The sequence below is a fragment of the Arthrobacter sp. FX8 genome (assembly GCF_026723805.1).
Taxonomy (GTDB): Bacteria; Actinomycetota; Actinomycetes; order Actinomycetales; family Micrococcaceae; genus Arthrobacter.
On the sequence record NZ_CP113505.1, the window covers coordinates 1,663,562 to 1,681,718 of the forward strand.

The following is an 18,157-nucleotide window of genomic DNA, read 5'->3' on the forward strand; positions in this document are numbered from 1 at the left end:
CCGGGCCGGCCAGGCCGCGGTGCAGTACGTGAGTATTTCCCTCCAAGCGAAAGACTTTTAGCGGTGACAGACAGTCAGAAATCCGACGAAACAGCAACAGACATGACCGAAGCAGCGGCTCCGGCCGAGGTTGGCGGTACTGATGCCAATGCCGGGCAGTCCCCCGTGACCCCTGAAGCCGCCGCTTCCGATGAGGGCAACGGGCAGGCTGACGAAGCCCAGGCCGCCGAAAGCCAGGCCATCGGGGACCCGGCCAGCGGGGCCCTGGCCACCGAGGACCACGGCGCTGAAGACCAGGCTGGAGGGACCGCCGCAGCGGAGACCTCCGCACCTGCCGCGGCACCGGCTCCTGCCCCCGCTCCGCGGCCGTCTGCACCGTCACCGGCAGCGTTCGCGTCGCGTCCCAAGCCTGCCGCTGCCGCTCCGGCCGCGGTTACGGCTCCGGCTGCACCTGGTACGTCCGTTGCCGAAGCCTCCAAATGGGGCCGGGTGGAGGGGGACGGACACGTCTACCTGAGCATCGACGGTGGCGAACACCCCGTGGGCCAGTACCCGGGTGTCAGCGACGACGAAGCGCTGCTCTACTTCGCGCGGAAGTACGACGACGTCGTGGCCCAGATCGTCCTGCTGGAGCAGCGGGTCAGCTCTAAGGCACCCAGCACCGACATGCAGAAGACCGTGACGCACCTGCGGGAACAGCTCGCCGAGCGCAACATGGTGGGCGACCTCCGTGCAGCGGAGGCGCGCCTGGACGCGCTGGCAGGCCAGATCACCGAGCTGGAAAAGGCCGAAAAGGCGGAGCACGACGCCGTGCGTGCCGCCGAGCTGGCAGCACGTGAAGCCATAGTCGCTGAAGCAGAGGAAATCTCCGGCCAGGATCCGGCGCAGACGCAGTGGAAGACCTCCAGCGCCCGGATGAACGAGCTCTTCGAGAACTGGAAGACGGCCCAGAAGAGCGGCGTCCGCCTGGGCCGCAGCAACGAAGATGCCCTGTGGAAGCGGTTCCGTGCCGCCCGCACCGTTTTCGACCGGCACCGCCGTGCCTATTTCTCCCAGCTGGACAGCAACAACTCTGCCGCGAAGGCCGCCAAGGAGAAGTTGATTGCCGAGGCTGAGGCGCTCTCCACATCAACCGACTGGGGCTTCGCTGCCGGTGAGTACCGCCGGCTGATGGATCAGTGGAAGGCCTCACCGCGGGCAAGCCGCAAGGACGACGACGCGCTCTGGGCAAGGTTCCGCGCCGCCCAGGACGTCTTCTTCACGTCCCGCCAGGCTGCCAACGAGGAGATCGACCAGGAGTACGCAGCAAACCTCACGGTTAAGGAGGCGCTGCTGGCCGAGGCCAACGCCATCCTGCCGGTGAAGGACCTGGCAGCGGCCAAGAAAGCCCTTCAGTCCGTTCGTGACCGCTGGGAGGAAGCCGGCAAGGTTCCCCGCGCGGACATGGGCCGGGTCGAGGCCGGGCTGCGGAAGGTTGAAGACGCCGTGCGGCACGCTGAGGAAGAGCAGTGGCAGCGGTCCAACCCCGAGCGCAAGGCACGCACCAACAGCGCGCTCTCGCAGCTGGAATCCGCAATTGCCGGGCTCCAGGAAGACCTTGCCAAGGCTGAGAAGAGCGGCGACCAGCGCAAGATCAAGGCCGCCCAGGAAGCACTCGAGGCACGCCAGGCATGGCTCGACCAGATCCAGCGTTCCGCCAGCGAGCTTGCCTGATTTTTCTGTCGTGAACTGACGGGCACAGGCCCGGTCCGGGTGTTATCCACATACTCCGGGCCGGGCCTGTGCCTGTTAACGGCGTCGGGGCAGGATGAAGGCATGGCCTCATCTCCAATCCCCTCCGCCGCCGGTCCCGGCAGGGAAGCCACCGCTGCCGGCGTACGGCCGGGCTGCCAGGCAAACGTTGGGGAGGCGGCCGCGCCGCCGCGTTTTCCCGACCTGTACGCACCCGGCGTGCCCTTCGCCGCTCCCGAGTTGCAGTCCCTGGCGGCCGACGGGCTGTTGGCCCGCTTCCACCAGCATGGCTACACCCTCCCCGGAATACCGGCATCGCCGCAGCTCCGGGCCAGGGCAGCAGCCGGAATCGTCCCGGCGGCCATACGGCAACGTGTTGTCGCCGGGCGCATGACGGCGGCCTGGATCTACGGCTGCGCAGCGGAACCGGAGAGGCTGGCGCTGCTGGTGGACGCCAAGCGAAGGGTGTCCAGTCTCCGGAACACCCGGGGCTGCACGCTGCACGAAGTGAAGCTCGGGCCCTTCGATGTGATCAGCCTCGGCGGACTGATGGTCTCCAGCCCGCTGCGGACCGCACTCGATATCGCCCTGCATGTGGATGCCGAACGGGCCGTCCCCGCCCTGGCGGGATTGCTGGCCCGGCCGCAGCAAGATGTCAGGCTGCGCCTGCTGGTGCGCGCCATTGAGGCCACCCCAAGGGTCCCGCACAAGCGGGCTGCTTTGGAAAAGCTTGCCCTGCTAGCTCCGGCGCTTGTTCCCCGTGGTGCGGTAAACGTCGAAAACCCCGTCGATCCTGCGGACGGCGCTCAGGACGTGGCTGAGGTATTTGGGGTCGCCCATCTCGAAAGCGAATCTTGAAATGGCCACCCGGTCGGTGGACGTGTGGACGCTGGCAGCAAGGATGTTGACATGATTGTCGGACAGGACCCGCGTCACGTCCGAGAGCAGGGATTTCCGGTCCAGGGCCTCAACCTGGATTTCCACCAGGAAGACGCTCGACTGGGTGGGTGCCCAGTCCACGTCCACGATCCGGTCCGGCTGGTCCTTCAGGTCGGAGATGTTGGTGCAGTCGGTGCGGTGCACGGACACGCCGGATCCCCGGGTCACGAAGCCAAGGATCGGGTCCGGCGGAACGGGCGTGCAGCAGCGCGCCAGCTTCACCCATACATCGCCTACTCCACGGACCACGACGCCGGAGTCGGAGAAGCGGGCCTTGCTGACTTGGGTGGGGATGCTGACCTCTTCGACGTCATCATCGGCACTCTCGTTGCCGCCCAGGCTTTCAATGAGTTTCTCCATGACCGACTGGGCGGAGGTATGCCCGTCGCCCACACCGGCGTACAGGCCGGAGATGTCCGCGTACTTGAATTCCTCGGCCACGGCGGCCAGGGCCTCGTGCGTCATCAGCCGCTGCAGCGGAAGGTTCTGTTTCCGCATGGCACGGGTCAGCAGTTCCTTGCCGCGGTCAATTGCCTCTTCGCGGCGTTCCTTGCTGAACCATTGGCGGATCTTGTTGCGCGCCCTGGCGCTCTTGACGAAATGCTGCCAGTCCTGGCTGGGACCTGCCCCCTCGGCCTTGGAGGTGAAAATCTCCACCCAGTCGCCGTGGTTCAGCTCGCTGTTGAGCGGAACCAGCTTTCCATTGACCCTGGCGCCGATGGTGCGGTGGCCCACCTCGGTGTGCACGGCATAGGCGAAGTCCACGGGAGTCGATCCTGCCGGGAGCGCCATAACTTCGCCCTTGGGCGTAAACACGAACACTTCGCGCGCATTGATTTCGAAACGCAGTGAGTCCAGGAACTCGCCGGGATCGGACGTTTCCTGCTGCCAGTCCACCAGTGAGCGCAGCCACCCCATGTCTCCGTCGCGCGGGCTTCCGGGACCGACGGCGGTGCGGTTGGGCTGGTCCTTGTATTTCCAGTGCGCCGCAACACCGTACTCCGCCCGGCGGTGCATTTCGTGCGTGCGGATCTGGATTTCCACCGGCTTGCCGCCGGGGCCAATCACCGTGGTGTGCAGGGATTGGTACATGTTGTACTTGGGCATCGCGATGTAGTCCTTGAACCTGCCGGGCAGGGGGTTCCAGCGCGAGTGCAGGGTGCCCAGGGCGGCGTAGCAGTCCCGGACCGAGTCCACCAGGACGCGGACGCCCATGAGGTCGTTGATGTCGTCGAAGTCCTTGTCGCGGACAATCATCTTTTGGTAGATGGAGTAGTAGTGCTTGGGCCTGCCGGTGATGGTGGCTTTAATCCGGGCAGCGCGCAGGTCCTCAGTGATCTGGTCACGGATGACACCCAGGCTCTTCTCCCGCTCCGGCGTCCTGTCCCCCACCATCCGCACGATCTCTTCGTACACCTTGGGGTAGAGCGCAGCGAAGGACAGGTCCTCAAGTTCCCACTTGATGGTGTTCATGCCCAGCCGGTGCGCCAGCGGCGCGAAGATCTCCAGGGTTTCGCGGGCCTTGCGGGCGGACGATTCAGCCGACACGAAGCGCCAGGTGCGGGCATTGTGCAGCCGGTCCGCCAGCTTGATCATCAGGACCCGGATGTCCTTGGCCATGGCCACGACCATTTTGCGGACCGTCTCGGACTGTGCGGCCTCGCCAAAGCTGACCTTGTCGAGCTTGGTGACGCCGTCCACCAGCATGGCCACTTCCGGCCCGAAGTCCCGTTTCAGGTCCGCCAGGGTGTAGGGAGTGTCCTCGACCGTGTCGTGGAGCAGGGCGGCTGCCAGTGTGGTGCCGCTGAGGCCCAGTTCCGCAAGGATGGTGGCCACAGCCACCGGGTGGGTGATGTACGGATCCCCGCTCTTGCGCTTTTGCCCGCGGTGGCTGCGCTCGGCGACGTCGAACGCACGCTGGATGAGGTCGAAGTCCTCTTTGGGGTTGTTGGCGCGTACGGTCCGCAGCAGCGGCTCAAGGATGGGTGAGTATGTGGCGGTTCCCCGTCCGGTCAGGCGGGCAAGCCGGGAGCGTGTGCGCTCCCGGCGGCCGGGAAACGTGGGGCGGGATCCTGAGTTATCGACAGGTACCAATGAGCCCGGGCGCGCAGAAGGTGCCGCACCGGCTTGCATGCCGGCAGGATTTTTTCCTCCTGTGCCGTTGGCGCTGACGCCGAACGTTCTTCCAATGAAGTACCCCTCACCACCGTCTTAATTACCCCAGTCTATTCCTCCGGGCAGCGACTTTTATAACCGGGCCTGCACAGGCAAAGGCCGGGCGGCGCAAAGTACGCGCCGCCCGGCCTTTGGGTGGTTTAAAGCTGCCGGTGGTTGCTGATCAGGCCTTGGCCGGCGATGCCGGAACTGCCCGTTCAGCTGCACCTGCGCGGCGCTGTTCAACACGCCTTGCCTGCTTCACCAGCTCCGGTTCGCCCTGGCGGAGCCAGGCGTACATCGGCGCCGCCACGAAGATGGTTGCCGCTGTACCGATGAGGATTCCGACGAACAGTGCCAGGGACAGGTCACGCAGGGTTCCTGCGCCCAGGAGGCCGGCACCAATGAACAGGATGGCGCCCACGGGAAGGATGGCCACCATCATGGTGTTGATGGAGCGCACCAGCGTCTGGTTGACGGCAAGGTTGACTTCCTCGCCGAAGGTCCGGCGCGTGGACGCGTCAATCCCGGCCGTGTTTTCGCGGATCTTGTCGAAAACCACCACGGTGTCATACAGCGAGTAGCTGAGGACGGTGAGGAACCCGATGATGGCCGAGGGGGTGACCTCGAAATCGCTGAGGGCATAGACCCCGGCCGTGATGAACATGGTGACGGCCATGCCGGCAAGCGCCGAGAGGGACATCTTCCAGGTACGGAAGTACAGGGCCATCAGCAGGGCCGCGAGCAGCACGAATACTCCCAGGCCGATCAGTGCCTGCTTGGTCACGTCTGCACCCCAGGTGGGCCCGACGAACGTGGAGGTCACCTCGTTGTCGGTAACGCCGTAGGCGGTGGTGAGGCCCTCCTTGATCCGGAGGGTCTCGTCATCCGTCAGTTTGTCGGTCTGGATGCGCATGGTGTTGCCGGCCACGTTGGCTACCCGCGGAACACTGCCCGACACCACATCAGTCACGGCCTTCTCACCGATGGAGGCATCGGTGGTCTTGACGTTGGACACGGTGAATTCGGAACCACCGCGGAATTCGATGCCGAGGTTGAAGCCGCCCTTGGCCACCGGGATAAGGATGGACAGGGCCACGCCCACCGCTGCGATGATGAACCAGATCTTCTTGGCGCCGACGAAGTCGTAGGAGCGCTTCCCGGTGTAGAGCTCGTTGCCGAAAGTAGCGAAGCCTGACATTACTTGTTCTCCTTCGCGGAGGTCTTGGACGAACCAGCCAACTGTTCCTGCTTCTCTGCCAGGCGCCGCTCGGCGATGGTCATGCGGCGCTCGGCCTCGGCAGCCGCCCCTGTGTTCTTGGTGCGGACCACCACGGGCTTGTCCTCCGGAGTGCGGACGCGTCCGGCGCCGCGGTACAGCGGGACGGCACCCAGCCGTTCGGGGTCGAGGCCGGAGAACTTGTGGCCTTCACCGAAGAACCGGGTACGGGCCAGGAGCTGCAGCGTGGGGTGGGTGAACATGAACACCACGATGAGGTCGGCGATGGCGGTCAGGCCCAGGGTGAAGGCGAAGCCGCGGACGTTGCCCACTGCCACGAAGTACAGGACCAGTGCGGCCAGGAGGTTAACGGCCTTGGAGGCGAGGACGGTGCGCTTGGCGCGCTTCCAGCCGTTTTCGACGGCGGATACCAGGCCGCGCCCTTCACGCAGTTCATCCCTGATGCGTTCGAAGTAGACGATGAAGGAGTCTGCCGTCTGGCCGATGGCCACGATGATGCCGGCCACGCCGGCCAGTGACAGCCGATAGTTCTCCGTCCAGCCCAGGATCGCGATGGCCAGGTACGTCAGGGCACCGGCCACCACCAGCGATGCGATGGTGACGAAGCCCAGGGCACGGTACTGGAACAGCGAGTAGACCACCACGAGCAGGAGCCCGATCAGGCCGGCCAGCAGGCCCATGCGCAGCTGTTCGCCACCAAGCGTGGCGGAAATCTGCTGCTCGCTCTGGATGTCGAAGCTGATGGGAAGGGCGCCGAACTTCAACTGGTCGGAGAGTGCCTTGGCCGTCTTCTCATTGAAGCCACCGGTAATCTGCGGACGGCCGTCAGTGATGACAGCCAGGGAACGCGGGGCGGAGATGACCTGGTCATCCAGCACAATGGCGAACTGGGACTTGGGGTCGGTGCCCGACTGGCCGCCGGCTGCCACGTAGAACTGGTTGAGCCGTTCGGTGACCTCTTTGAACTTGGCTGTACCCTCGGCGTCGAACTGGATGTTGACGGCCCATTCATTGGTGACAGCCCCCTGTGCGCCCTGCTGCAGCTGGAAGGACGAGGTGACGATGTTGCTGCCCTTCACCTCCACGGGACCCAGGATGTACTTGATGGCCGGCGACTTGTCCGTGGCCGGCTCGCAGGTCACCAGCGGCTTGGTGGGATCCGACCGCTGGGCTTTCTCCGCAGCGGCACTGTTGCAGTCGAGCGCCTCGAACTGCTTGTAGATCTCGGGCGTGATCCAGTTGGTGTCACTGCTGTTGGCAGGCTCGGCGGTCGGCTTGGGCAGCTGGTCCTCCGGCGTCTGCGACTCGGCAGGAACTGCTGCGCCGTCGCCGTTGAGGAGGACAGGGCGGAAGTTCATGTCCGCCGAGGCCTGGATCAGGTTGCGCGTCTCGGCAGAGGGTGTGCCGGGAAGGCTGACCACCACGTTGCGCCCTGACTGGGTGCTGATTTCCGCCTCGGAGACGCCGGAACCGTCAACGCGCTGGCGGATGATCGCCACCGCCTGGTTGAGCTGCTGTTCGTTGATGTCCGAACCGCCCTCCACCTTCGGGGCCAGGATCATCTGGGTGCCGCCCTCGAGGTCCAGCGCCAGCTTGGGTGCCCAGCTGGCCTGTCCGGCAATGGTGCCGCCGGCCAGGACGGCGGTCAGCGCTGCCAGGATTACACCAAGCCAGACCAGGACGCGGAGCCCTGGTTTCTTGCGGCCAGTTCGTGCCATTGTCGATCTTTCTCTTGTTCGCGGAGAAACCGCCGGAGCGGGCTGCTGCCTGCGCCGGCGGTGGTCCGCAGCGGTAGAGGGAGGAAGGGGCCAGCGGGCCTAGCTGTCCTTTTTGCCCTCGTCGTTGAGGCGCTTCAGGGTTTCCTCGGGAGTCTCGGCACCTGTTGCGGTGCTTCCGGACTCCGGGGTGGTGAGGGAGGACGCATCATCCGGAACCACCGGGGAGGCGTCGGCCGGCTGGGCGGCGGGTTCTGCCACCGGCTCAACGACCTTGGTGACGGCCTGGCGGTGCACAGTGGCCAGGTTGCCGGGGGAAAGTTCAAGGGTGACCTTGTTCTCGGCCTCGTCGATGTCCACGATCCGGCCGAAAAGGCCAAAGCTGGTCATGACCTCCACGCCCGGGGCAAACTTCGACTGGAGCTCTGCCTGCTGCTGCTGCGTCTTCTTGTTGCGGCGGAACATCATGAAGATGAATACGCCGAGCATGACGAACAGGAGAATTGACATTGGATCCAAGGGGAATTCCGTTCTTTAGCGTGGTGTAGCTGGGTTTTCCGGCGACGTTGGCTTCGCTTCGGCCGGGGCGGGTTTGCGGTGCAGGCAGAACGCCTGACATGTTCCTTCCCCAAGCGACGGGGGCGTCAGGGCCACCCGCGAAACAAAGACCCGAACGTGCCGGGCGTCATACCAGTCTAAAGGGAAAAGCTGAAGGGAGCCTGCTATTGGCTCTCCGGGGCCCAGTCCCCCGCCGCGGCATCGCCCCCGGCGGGCTCGAAAAGGTCCAGTTGCTCCTGCGCGAAGACGCCGGACGGGATGGCATAGCCCAGGTGCGTCCATGCCGGTGCCATGGCAATCCTGCCGCGGGGCGTACGCCCCAGCAGGCCCTCCCGGACCAGGAACGGTTCGGCGACTGTCTCAACGGTTTCGGTTTCTTCACCGACGGCGATGGCGAGGGTGGACAGTCCGACCGGACCGCCGCCGAACTTGGTGATGAGTGCGTCGAGGACGGCCCGGTCCAGCCGGTCCAGACCCTTTTTGTCCACCTCATACATGTCCAGGGCAGCGGACGCGGTCCTGGCGTCGATTTGTTCGACGCCGTGCACCAGCGCCCAGTCCCGGACGCGCCGCAACAGCCGGTTGGCAATACGGGGAGTGCCGCGGGAACGGCCGGCGATTTCGGCGAAGCCGGCCGAGTTGACCTTCAGGTCCAGCAGTCCGGCAGAACGCCGCAGCACCAGTTCCAGCTCCGGAACCGAGTAGAACTCGAGGTGCCCGGTGAAGCCGAACCGGTCGCGCAGCGGTCCCGGCAGCAGTCCCGCGCGGGTGGTGGCGCCCACCAGGGTGAACGGCGGCAGCTCGAGCGGGATGGCGGTGGCACCGGCCCCTTTGCCCACCACGATGTCAACGCGAAAGTCCTCCATTGCCATGTAGAGCATTTCCTCTGCAGGCCGGGACATGCGGTGGATCTCGTCCAGGAACAGGACCTCGCCCTCAGAGAGCGAGGACAGGATTGCTGCGAGGTCGCCGGCGTGCTGGATGGCAGGTCCGCTGCTGAGGCGCAGCGGCGCGTTCATCTCGGCGGCAACGATCATCGCCAGGGTGGTCTTGCCCAGGCCGGGCGGCCCGGAGAACAGCACGTGGTCGGCAGTCCGTCCGCGCATCCGGGACGCCTGGAGCACCAGCGACAGCTGCTTGCGCACCCGGTGCTGGCCAACGAAGTCGTCAAGGTTCTTGGGCCTGAGCGCCGCCTCAATGGCACGCTCCTCCGGCTCCTCCCCCGCTGCGACCAGGGACGGTTCAGCCACGGGTGCCTACGCGGTTGCCTGCCCGGGCGCCGTCCTGGCCCAGCCAGCGAAGGGTGGTGCGCAGGATTTCGGGCACGTTGCCGCGGAAGGACACTTCCGGGTCCTCCGCAAGGGCTTTGTCGATGCTGGTGGAGGCGTCCTTTTCGGACCAGCCCAGGCTGGTCATGGCGGCCACCACCTGGGGCTTCCAGGCAGCTTCTGCGGGCGTGGCGGCACCGGGGGCCGCGGCGGTTCCGTGCGGGACGAGCTTTCCAGCCAGCTCCAGCACTATCCTGCCGGCCACCTTGGGGCCGATTCCGGGGACCTTCGTGAAGGTCTTGCTGTCCCCTGTGTGCGCGGCAACCCTGATTGCTTCGGGATCGTGGACGGCCAGGACTGCAAGCGCAAGCCGGGGACCGACGCCGCTGACACTCAGCAGGATGTCGAAGACCTCGCGTTCGTCGTCGGAGGCGAAGCCAAAGAGCGTCAGCGAGTCTTCCCGCACGATCAGGGAGGTGAACAGCTGGCCTTGTTCACCCACGTGCAGCCTGCTGAGCGTCTGGGGCGTGGCGTTGACGCTCATCCCGGCACCGTTGAGGTCTATCACGGCCGTGGACAGGCCAACATGCGCTACGGTTCCGCGGAGGAAACTGATCAAGGCCGGGCTCCCGTTGTACCGCCGGCCTCTCAGTGAGGGCCCGGCTATCCGAACATATTTACGAATACCCTAGCAAGCAGCAGGGACAATCAGCGTGCACGGCGCGCCTTCGCCTCCGCCTCGGCCCATGCCCGCTGCGCGGGAGTCAGGGATGAACTGCCGGGACCTGTGGTGGCCACGGCCGCGCCGCTTCCGGCCCGCCACGCGTGCGTGATGGCCAGCGCCAGCGCGTCGGCGGCGTCGGCCGGACGCGGCGGCGCGTCAAGGCGGAGGATCTTGGTAACCAGCTTGGTCACGGCGTCCTTGTTGGAGGACCCGCTCCCGGTCACGGCGGCCTTGACCTCTGATGGCGTGTGCAGCGCCACCGGAATTCCCCGGCGGGCCGCCGCAGCGATGACCACGCCGGAAGCCTGGGCTACGCCCATCACCGTGCTGACGTTGAGCTGGGAAAAGACGCGTTCGACGGCGAGGACGTCCGGCTCGTAGCGGTCAAGCCATTCGTCAATTGCCGTGGCGATCACCAGCAGGCGCCGGTCCAGCGTCTCCTCAGGGGACGTGCCTACCACGCCGACGGCCACCATGCTGGCCCGCCGGTTCCGCTCAACATCCACCACGCCAATGCCGCACCGGGTGAGGCCGGGATCAACGCCGAGGACGCGGAGTGTCACCCGGCCCCCATCGAAGTGCCCGGCACAGCCTCCGGGGACGCACTAGCCGGCAAGGCGGGACGTCACTCGGATTCCAGGGCGGCCTGGACTTCGTCGCTGAGGTCGGCGTTGCTGTACACGTTCTGGACGTCGTCGAGGTCCTCGAGGGCGTCGGCAAGCTTCAGGAACTTGCGGGCGCCGTCCACATCCAGCTCAACCTGCATTGAGGGCACGAACTCAACTTCGTCGGTGTCGTACTCGATGCCGGCTTCCTTGAGTGCTTCGCGGATGGCGGGAAGATCTCCCGGCTCCGAATGGATCTCGAAGGTCTCGCCGTTGTCCTTGACTTCCTCCGCGCCTGCGTCGAGGACGGCCATCAGGACGTCGTCCTCGCTCAGGCCGTTCTTGGGCAGGTTCACAACACCCTTGCGGGTGAAGAGGTAGCTGACGGAGCCCGGGTCCGCGATGGTGCCGCCGTTGCGGGAGATGGCCAGCCTTACTTCGGAAGCCGCCCGGTTCTTGTTGTCGGTAAGGCACTCGATCAGCAGGGCTGAGCCCTGGGGCCCGCGGGCCTCGTACATGATTTCGGTGTAGTCCACCACTTCACCGGTGAGCCCGGCGCCGCGCTTGATGGCGCGGTCAATGTTGTCGTTGGGGACGGACGTTTTCTTGGCCTTGGTAACGGCCAGTTCCAGGCCGGGGTTGCCGGCGAGGTCCGGTCCACCCATCCGGGCGGCAACTTCGATGTTCTTGATCAGTTTGGCAAACGACTTTGCGCGGCGGCTGTCAATGATCGCCTTTTTGTGCTTGGTCGTTGCCCATTTGGAGTGGCCTGACATGCTTTACGCTTCTCCTCTGATCATGCGGATAAAAAGTTCGTGTACGCGTTTCTCGCCGGTCACTTCCGGGTGGAAGGAGGTGGCCAGCAGCTGGCCGGAACGCACTGCGACAATTCTAGCCGTCCCGGGCAGCGCTGCGGCGTGGGACGCCTGGCCGGGGTCCGCCGGTTCCACCTGCGCCAGGACCTCCACGTCCGCACCGACCCGCTCCACCCACGGACCGCGGATGAAGACAGCGTGCACGGGTGCCACGCCTGATTCCGTGGCGCTGAATTCCAGGCCCTTGAACTCCAGATCGGTTTCGAAGGACTCGCGCTGCCGGCCAAAGGCGTTGCGGCGGACGGTGATGTCCAGGCCGCCGAACGTCTGCTGGGGGGCGCCCGAAAGATCGGTGGCAGGATCGGCGATGTCCGAGGCAAGCAGGATCATCCCTGCGCAGGAGCCATAGACCGGCAGTCCCTCGGCGATGTACTTCCGGAGCGGGTCTGCAAGGTCGAAGGCCCTCGCCAGCTTGTCGATGGTGGTGGATTCGCCACCGGGAATGATAAGGCCGTCCAGGCCGTCCAGCTCCTCCGGGCGGCGGACAGCCACGCCCTGCGCGCCGGTGGCTTCGGCGGCGCGGAGGTGTTCGCGGAAGTCTCCCTGGAGGGCCAGGACGCCGATCCGCAGGCCTGAGCCCACGCGCGCAGGAGCAGCAGAGGGGGATTCGTCATCCCTCCAGCATACGGGCCCTCCCTCCATGGCTGCTGCCACTCGGAGGCCCCGGCAAAGGTTGCATGCCGCTGCTGGGATATATTCAAAACATGGTCTTCTTCAGTGTTCCGCTCGGCAAGCTGGTCCGCAGGGTGTCCCGGCTGCGGGGCGGCGGGTCCGCACTTCCAGGACTGGTGGTCGAGAAAATCGATCCCGGCTTCATGCGGCGGACGCTCACCACGCTGCCCCATGGTGTGGCGGTGGTCAGCGGTACCAACGGCAAGACGACCACCACCAAGATGGTGGTCGAACTGCTGGAGAGCCAGGGCCTGAAGGTCTTCACGAACCGGACCGGCAGCAACTTCACCCGGGGCGTGGCGGCGGCCCTCCTCGGCGAGGTGGACTGGCGCGGCAGGCTGGACGCGGACGTCGCGGTGCTGGAACTGGACGAAGCCCATGCGGTCCATTTCGTGAACAGCGTCCCGCCCCGCTACTGCCTCTTGCTGAACGTTCTGCGTGACCAACTGGACCGTTTCGGCGAGATCGACAAAACGGCACAGCTCCTGCAGCACATCGCTTCCAAGACCACAGGAACCGTGGTCCTGAACCGCGAGGACCCCCGCGTTTCCAGGATCGCGGATACACTGACCGGCCAGGAGGTCAAGTACTTCGGCCTTGACGACTCCCTGCTGGGCACCTTTCCCAATGACGACGACATGCGTGCCGCTCCGGGGAGCCCCGCGCCGGCGGGCCTGCCGGAAAAGCCGGCAGCCGACGTCGTGCTCCGCAAAGTGGGCGCGGACAGCGCCGAGTTTGAGTACGACGGCGGGACGGTCACCACGGCGATGAAGCTGCGAGGCGTCTACAACATCTTTAACGCGGCTGCTGCGCTGACGCTGGCCCGCAGCATCTGCGGCGGTGGCGCCGCCACCGCCGACCACGCCACTTTGCTGGACGCGCTGTCCCGGGTGGCGCCGGCCTTCGGCCGCGGCGAAAGCCTCACCGTGGACGGCCAGCCGCTGGACCTGGTGCTGGTGAAGAACCCCAGCGGTTTCCGGCTGGGACTGAAATCCTTCCCCGCCGCCGGGTACGCCACCATGATCGCCATCAACGACAACTACGCCGACGGGCGGGACATGTCCTGGCTGTGGGACGTGGAATTCGATTCCCTGCGCGGGGCGGGGGTGGAAATGATAAGCGGGTCGCGCGCCTACGACATGGCGCTGCGGCTCCAGTACGACGACGTCCAGGTCGGAGCGGTGCAGACCGACATCCCGGCCGCCCTGGCAGCCTTTATCCGGGAGGGCCAGGGCAAGCCCAAACGGATTTTCTGCACCTACACCGCTATGCTGGCCATCCGCCGCGAGCTGTCCAAAATCACCACCGTGGAGGTTGTCTCGTGAATCCTGCAGAAGCAGCGACGGCCGGCGGCCAGTCCAAGGGCACCCTCCGGGTGGTGCAGCTGTACCCGCGCGACATGAACATCTACGGCGACTGGGGCAATGCCCTGGTCCTGCAGCGCCGCATTTCCTGGCACGGGTACACCCCTGAACTGCTCGAATACAACGTGGGCGATCCTTTTCCCGAGGGCGTGGACATCATTGTCGGCGGCGGCGGGCAGGACAGCGGGCAACTGGTGATCCAGGACGACCTGCAGGCCCGGGCCGGCCAGCTCAAGGAGCTGGCCGAGGATGGTGCGCCGATGCTGGTCATTTGCGGCCTGTACCAGCTTTTTGGCCGGTTCTTCAAAACCCGCACCGGCGCTGTCATCCCGGGCATCAGCATCCTGGACGTGGAAACCCACGGCACCGATGAGCGCCTGATCGGCAACGTCAAAGTCTCAACCAATGAGTTCGGCGACGTCCTCGGCTACGAAAACCACAGCGGCCAAACCACGCTGGGCAGCGGTGTGCGGCCACTCGGTACCGTAGCCAAGGGAACGGGCAACAACAGCAACGACGGCCATGAAGGGGCCCGCTACCGCAACATCGTGGCCAGCTACCTGCACGGCTCGCTGCTGCCGAAGAACCCCGCCATCGCCGACTTCCTCATCCGCACCGCAGCGGAGCGCAAGTTCGGCAGCTTCTCCCCGGCAACCCGGACGACACCTATGCCGTCCTGGCCCGGGAGCACGCTGCCCGCCGGCCGCGCTGACCAAAAAGACTACTGACCCGGGTTACCGGCAGAGGTGCGGCATCCCGGTCAACGCCACTGGAAGTACTCCCGGTGGATGTTGGCCCGGCGGACTCCGGCGGCCCGGAAGGCTTTGCGGAACTGCCGCAGCATGGGATCCGGTCCGCCCATGAAAACCGACAGCTGGCGTGGTTCGGTTCCCACTGCGGCCAGGACTGCCTCCGGGGTGAGCCGGCCATCCGCCTCGGTGTCCACCAGATGGACCGTGAGCCGTGGCTGATTCCAGGCGGCGGCAGTGATCTCGTCGGCAAAGGGCGACGGACCTGCCGAGGTCACGAAGAAGTGGACGTCTTCGTGGAGCTCCCCGTCCAGTGACCGCAGCCAGCTGAGGAAGGGCGTGATTCCCACACCGCCGGCGATCCAGGCCTGATGGGACGTGCCGCGGTGCCGGTCAAAGCGTCCGTAGGGCCCACCGACCACGGCCGGCATCCCCGGCTGGACCACGTCCGGAAGCCTGGCTGTATGGTCGCCCAGCGCCTTGACCGTGATGCTGATTCCACCTTCCTCTGCCGGTCCCGAGATGGAGAATGGGTGCCGCTGCCAGCCCTCTGCTGTTTCCAGGTAGACCATGGCGAACTGGCCCGGCCTGAAATCCAGCGGCCGGCCCAGGGGACGGAGCGCCACTTCCACCAGGTCCGGCGCAACGGGCCGGACGGACGCAACCTGGTAGTCGTGGTGCGGCAGGAAATGCCGCGACAGCAGCTCGCGGTAGGCGTAGAACCCCAGTCCCGTCCCGCCGATAACCACGTAACTCCACCGGAGCGCGGGCACGGCCTCAAACGCGCTGGCGTCGAGCAGGCCGTGCAGGAAGCCGGCGGCCAGGAACAAGCCGGTCAGCCGGTGGAAGCCCCGCCACCGCTCGTAGCCACCCAGCACGCGGGCCGCCATTTGGACCGGCTGGGTTCCAAGAGATGCCAGGACCAGGCGGCGGAGAGGTGCGGGAAGCATCGTCCGCCAGCGCGGCAGGACTGCCCACACCACCAACGCGGCCAGGCCGCTGATGGCAACCACTGCCAACGTCTTGCCCAGGCTGGTTGCTCCCGGATTGGCGGCAAGTTCAATATGCGGCAGCAACAGGATGGTTGCCGTAATCGCCGCCCTGCGGTGCCAAATGGCGGCGTGGTCAATGCCACCAAAAATCGGCTCGACGTGGGGGAGGGTGCTGACCAGGACCAGCGCGATCGAATACAACAAGACGGACTCGCCACCGAAGAGCTGCCCAACATGCCCCAGGACAGGTTCGCCGGCAGGGCGTGCCAGTAACCAGAAGACGCCGTACACCGCCACCAGCACCATGATGGCGCCGGGCCCCAGCCATCGGAACGGAATGCCCAGGAAGTCGGTCCCGGGCCTGCTGCCAACCTTGGTCATGGGCCACGGTCCCTTCGTCATTGCCCTGCCTTTTGCGCGTGCCATGCAGGTCGCGTCGAATGCGGCCCGTGCCGGGCCCCATAGCGGCAATTGTAGGGACACAGGCTGGGAGCGCATCCTCCATCCCCCGATTGAGAAGCGTGCCCCGCTGTGAAAGGTTTACCCCATGACGAACCCGCTCCTTTCCGCCAGTCCCCTGCCCTACGGCCTTCCACCGTTCCAAACCATCGCCGTGGAGCAGTACCGTGAAGCCATCAACGCAGGGTTGTCCGCGCACCTGGACGAGATCGGGGCCATCGCCGGCAACGCCCAGCCCGCGACATTCGAGAACACGGCCCTGGCCATGGAACGTTCCGGGCAGTTGCTGAACCGGTCAGCCGCGGCGTTCTTCACCCTGGTGTCGGCAGATGCGTCGCAGGAAATCCGGGAGCTGGAGACAGAACTGTCCCCGCGCTTCCAGGCCCACCAGGACGAGGTGTACCTCAACAGGGCCTTGTTCGAACGCTTCGCCGCCATCGATACGGACACTTGCGATCCCGAGTCGGCCCGCCTGGTGGAGGAATACCTCAAAGAGTTCCGCCAGTCAGGCATCCAGCTGGATGCGCCGGGCCAGGAGCGGCTGCGCGCCATCAACGCCGAACTGGCGCGCCTGGGCACCGAGTTCGGCCAGCGGGTCAAGGAAGGAATGAAGTCCGCCGCACTGCTGCTGGATGACGCGGGCGACCTGGCGGGGCTGCCGGCCGATGACGTCGCCAGCGCAGCGGTTGCAGCCCGCGCCGCCGGACACGACGGCAAATACCTGCTCACCCTGATCCAGCCCGGCAACCAGCCTGCCCTCGCCGCACTCGAGAACCGTGACGTCCGCCGTCGCCTGTTCGAAGCCTCCGTGGCGAGGGGCAGTGACGGCGGCAGCCTGGATGTCCTGGACCTGGCCCGGGACATGGCCGGGCTGAGGGCGGAGAAGGCACGTCTGCTGGGGTTCGCCAACTATGCCGAACTTGTGGTTGACCGGCAGACGGCGCCGGACTTCGAAGCGGTCCGGACCATGCTGGGCCGGATGGCACCGGCCGCCATCCGCAACGCCGACGCCGAGGCGGCGGCGCTGGCCGGGGTTGCCGGCCAGCCGCTGGAAGCGTGGGACTGGGCCTACTACTCGGCCAAGGTGCGGCGGGAAAAGTACGACGTCGACGAACAGGCACTCCGGCCGTACTTTGAACTCAACCGCACCATTAACGACGGCGTGTTTTTTGCGGCCACATCCCTGTACGGCATCACCTTCCACGAGCGGACCGACCTCCACGGCTACCACCCTGACGTGCGTATCTGGGAGGTCCGCAACGAGGACGGCTCCGTCCTGGGGCTGTTCCTGGGCGACTACTACGCGCGCGAATCGAAGCGCGGCGGGGCCTGGATGAACTCGCTCGTGGACCAATCGGCGCTGCTGGGCACCCGGCCCGTGGTGATCAATACCCTGAATATTTCCAAGCCGCCCGCGGGTGAACCGACGCTTCTCACCCTGGACGAACTGCGGACCCTTTTCCACGAGTTCGGCCACGCGCTGCACGGCCTGTTGTCGAGCGTTACCTATCCGCGCTTTTCAGGCACCGCGGTGCCGCGGGATTTCGTGGAGTACCCGTCGCAGGTGAACGAAATGTGGATCATGTGGCCGGATGTAGTGTCCAACTACGCACGCCACCACATCACCGGCGAGCCGCTGCCGCAGGACATCGTGGACCGGCTGGAGGAATCCCGGCTCTGGGGCGAGGGATTCGCCACCACCGAATACCTGGGAGCTGCCCTTCTTGACCTGGCGTGGCATGTGCTGGAACCGGGCGGTGCCCCTGACGATGTGCTGGAGTTTGAGGCCAAGGCCCTGGCTTCCGCCGGGATCGCCCATCGCCTGATTCCGCCCCGGTACCGCACCGGGTACTTCCAGCACATCTTCGCCGGGGACGGATACGCGGCGGGCTACTACTCCTATATCTGGAGCGAAGTATTGGACGCAGAGACCGTTGACTGGTTCAAGGAGAACGGCGGCCTAACCAGGGCGAACGGCGAACGCTTCCGGCAGGAGTTGCTCTCCCGGGGCAACAGCCGCGACCCGCTGGAATCGTTCCGCATCGTGAGGGGCCGCGACGCACAGCTGGACCCCCTGCTAAGGCGCCGCGGCCTGGAGTAACCCCCTGACCT

General features: G+C 65.9%; 14 protein-coding genes and 1 pseudogene. 5 read left to right on the forward strand and 10 right to left on the reverse strand.

The features are described from left to right. The first annotated feature begins 63 nt into the window (after nucleotides 1-63). Together OUO20_RS07525 and OUO20_RS07530 are read left to right on the forward strand one after the other, a co-directional pair. On the forward strand, nucleotides 64-1,713 hold the full coding sequence (locus OUO20_RS07525; RefSeq protein ID WP_082581717.1) for a DUF349 domain-containing protein: 1,650 nt from the start codon (nucleotides 64-66) through the stop codon (nucleotides 1,711-1,713). A gap of 102 nt (nucleotides 1,714-1,815) precedes the next feature. Beyond that, nucleotides 1,816-2,589, forward strand: a complete 774-nt coding sequence (locus OUO20_RS07530) for a type IV toxin-antitoxin system AbiEi family antitoxin (protein WP_268003177.1) — start codon at nucleotides 1,816-1,818, stop codon at nucleotides 2,587-2,589. Here OUO20_RS07530 and OUO20_RS07535 read toward each other — a convergent pair. The 9 genes from OUO20_RS07535 to pdxT form a co-directional block, all read right to left on the reverse strand. Then, nucleotides 2,470-4,803, reverse strand: coding sequence for a RelA/SpoT family protein (locus tag OUO20_RS07535; protein WP_018769333.1), 2,334 nt, complete (start codon nucleotides 4,801-4,803; stop codon nucleotides 2,470-2,472). The two genes, OUO20_RS07530 and OUO20_RS07535, sit on opposite strands and share 120 nt — an antisense overlap. Nucleotides 4,804-5,008: 205 nt before the next feature. Further along, nucleotides 5,009-6,025, reverse strand: coding sequence for a protein translocase subunit SecF (secF, locus tag OUO20_RS07540; RefSeq protein ID WP_056390484.1), 1,017 nt, complete (start codon nucleotides 6,023-6,025; stop codon nucleotides 5,009-5,011). Next, on the reverse strand, nucleotides 6,025-7,782 hold the full coding sequence (gene secD / locus OUO20_RS07545) for a protein translocase subunit SecD (RefSeq protein ID WP_018769335.1): 1,758 nt from the start codon (nucleotides 7,780-7,782) through the stop codon (nucleotides 6,025-6,027). The genes secF and secD overlap by 1 nt, the downstream gene beginning before the upstream one ends. A 99-nt stretch (nucleotides 7,783-7,881) precedes the next feature. Further along, nucleotides 7,882-8,289, reverse strand: a complete 408-nt coding sequence (gene yajC / locus OUO20_RS07550) for a preprotein translocase subunit YajC (RefSeq protein ID WP_018769336.1) — start codon at nucleotides 8,287-8,289, stop codon at nucleotides 7,882-7,884. 212 nt (nucleotides 8,290-8,501) lie between these two features. Further along, complete coding sequence (ruvB, locus tag OUO20_RS07555) at nucleotides 8,502-9,587, reverse strand: Holliday junction branch migration DNA helicase RuvB (protein WP_018769337.1); 1,086 nt, start codon at nucleotides 9,585-9,587, stop codon at nucleotides 8,502-8,504. Next, on the reverse strand, nucleotides 9,580-10,224 hold the full coding sequence (gene ruvA, locus OUO20_RS07560) for a Holliday junction branch migration protein RuvA (protein WP_018769338.1): 645 nt from the start codon (nucleotides 10,222-10,224) through the stop codon (nucleotides 9,580-9,582). The genes ruvB and ruvA overlap by 8 nt, the downstream gene beginning before the upstream one ends. Before the next feature lie 89 nt (nucleotides 10,225-10,313). Continuing rightward, entirely contained in the window at nucleotides 10,314-10,892 is a 579-nt protein-coding gene (gene ruvC, locus OUO20_RS07565; RefSeq protein ID WP_018769339.1) for a crossover junction endodeoxyribonuclease RuvC, read from the reverse strand. Between the two features lie 62 nt (nucleotides 10,893-10,954). Beyond that, nucleotides 10,955-11,710, reverse strand: coding sequence for a YebC/PmpR family DNA-binding transcriptional regulator (locus OUO20_RS07570; RefSeq protein WP_018769340.1), 756 nt, complete (start codon nucleotides 11,708-11,710; stop codon nucleotides 10,955-10,957). Nucleotides 11,711-11,713: 3 nt separating this feature from the next. Beyond that, nucleotides 11,714-12,451 (reverse strand): pyridoxal 5'-phosphate synthase glutaminase subunit PdxT, encoded by a 738-nt coding sequence (gene pdxT, locus OUO20_RS07575; RefSeq protein ID WP_268003403.1) that lies wholly within the window; start codon nucleotides 12,449-12,451, stop codon nucleotides 11,714-11,716. Nucleotides 12,452-12,513: 62 nt separating this feature from the next. On the opposite strand from pdxT, the gene OUO20_RS07580 reads away from it, so the two are divergent. Both OUO20_RS07580 and OUO20_RS07585 read left to right on the forward strand, forming a co-directional pair. Beyond that, a complete protein-coding gene (locus tag OUO20_RS07580) occupies nucleotides 12,514-13,806 on the forward strand; it encodes a Mur ligase family protein (RefSeq protein WP_268003178.1) in 1,293 nt (430 codons plus the stop codon). After that, nucleotides 13,803-14,557, forward strand: a pseudogene (locus tag OUO20_RS07585) (type 1 glutamine amidotransferase). Before OUO20_RS07580 ends, OUO20_RS07585 begins: the two are co-directional and overlap by 4 nt. A 48-nt stretch (nucleotides 14,558-14,605) precedes the next feature. On the opposite strand, the gene OUO20_RS07590 reads toward OUO20_RS07585, so the two are convergent. Further along, on the reverse strand, nucleotides 14,606-15,988 hold the full coding sequence (locus OUO20_RS07590; RefSeq protein ID WP_056390496.1) for a ferredoxin reductase family protein: 1,383 nt from the start codon (nucleotides 15,986-15,988) through the stop codon (nucleotides 14,606-14,608). 145 nt (nucleotides 15,989-16,133) lie between these two features. Here OUO20_RS07590 and OUO20_RS07595 point away from each other — a divergent pair, with 145 nt between their 5' ends. Then, on the forward strand, nucleotides 16,134-18,146 hold the full coding sequence (locus tag OUO20_RS07595; RefSeq protein ID WP_056390498.1) for a M3 family metallopeptidase: 2,013 nt from the start codon (nucleotides 16,134-16,136) through the stop codon (nucleotides 18,144-18,146). The last annotated feature ends 11 nt before the right edge of the window (nucleotides 18,147-18,157 follow it).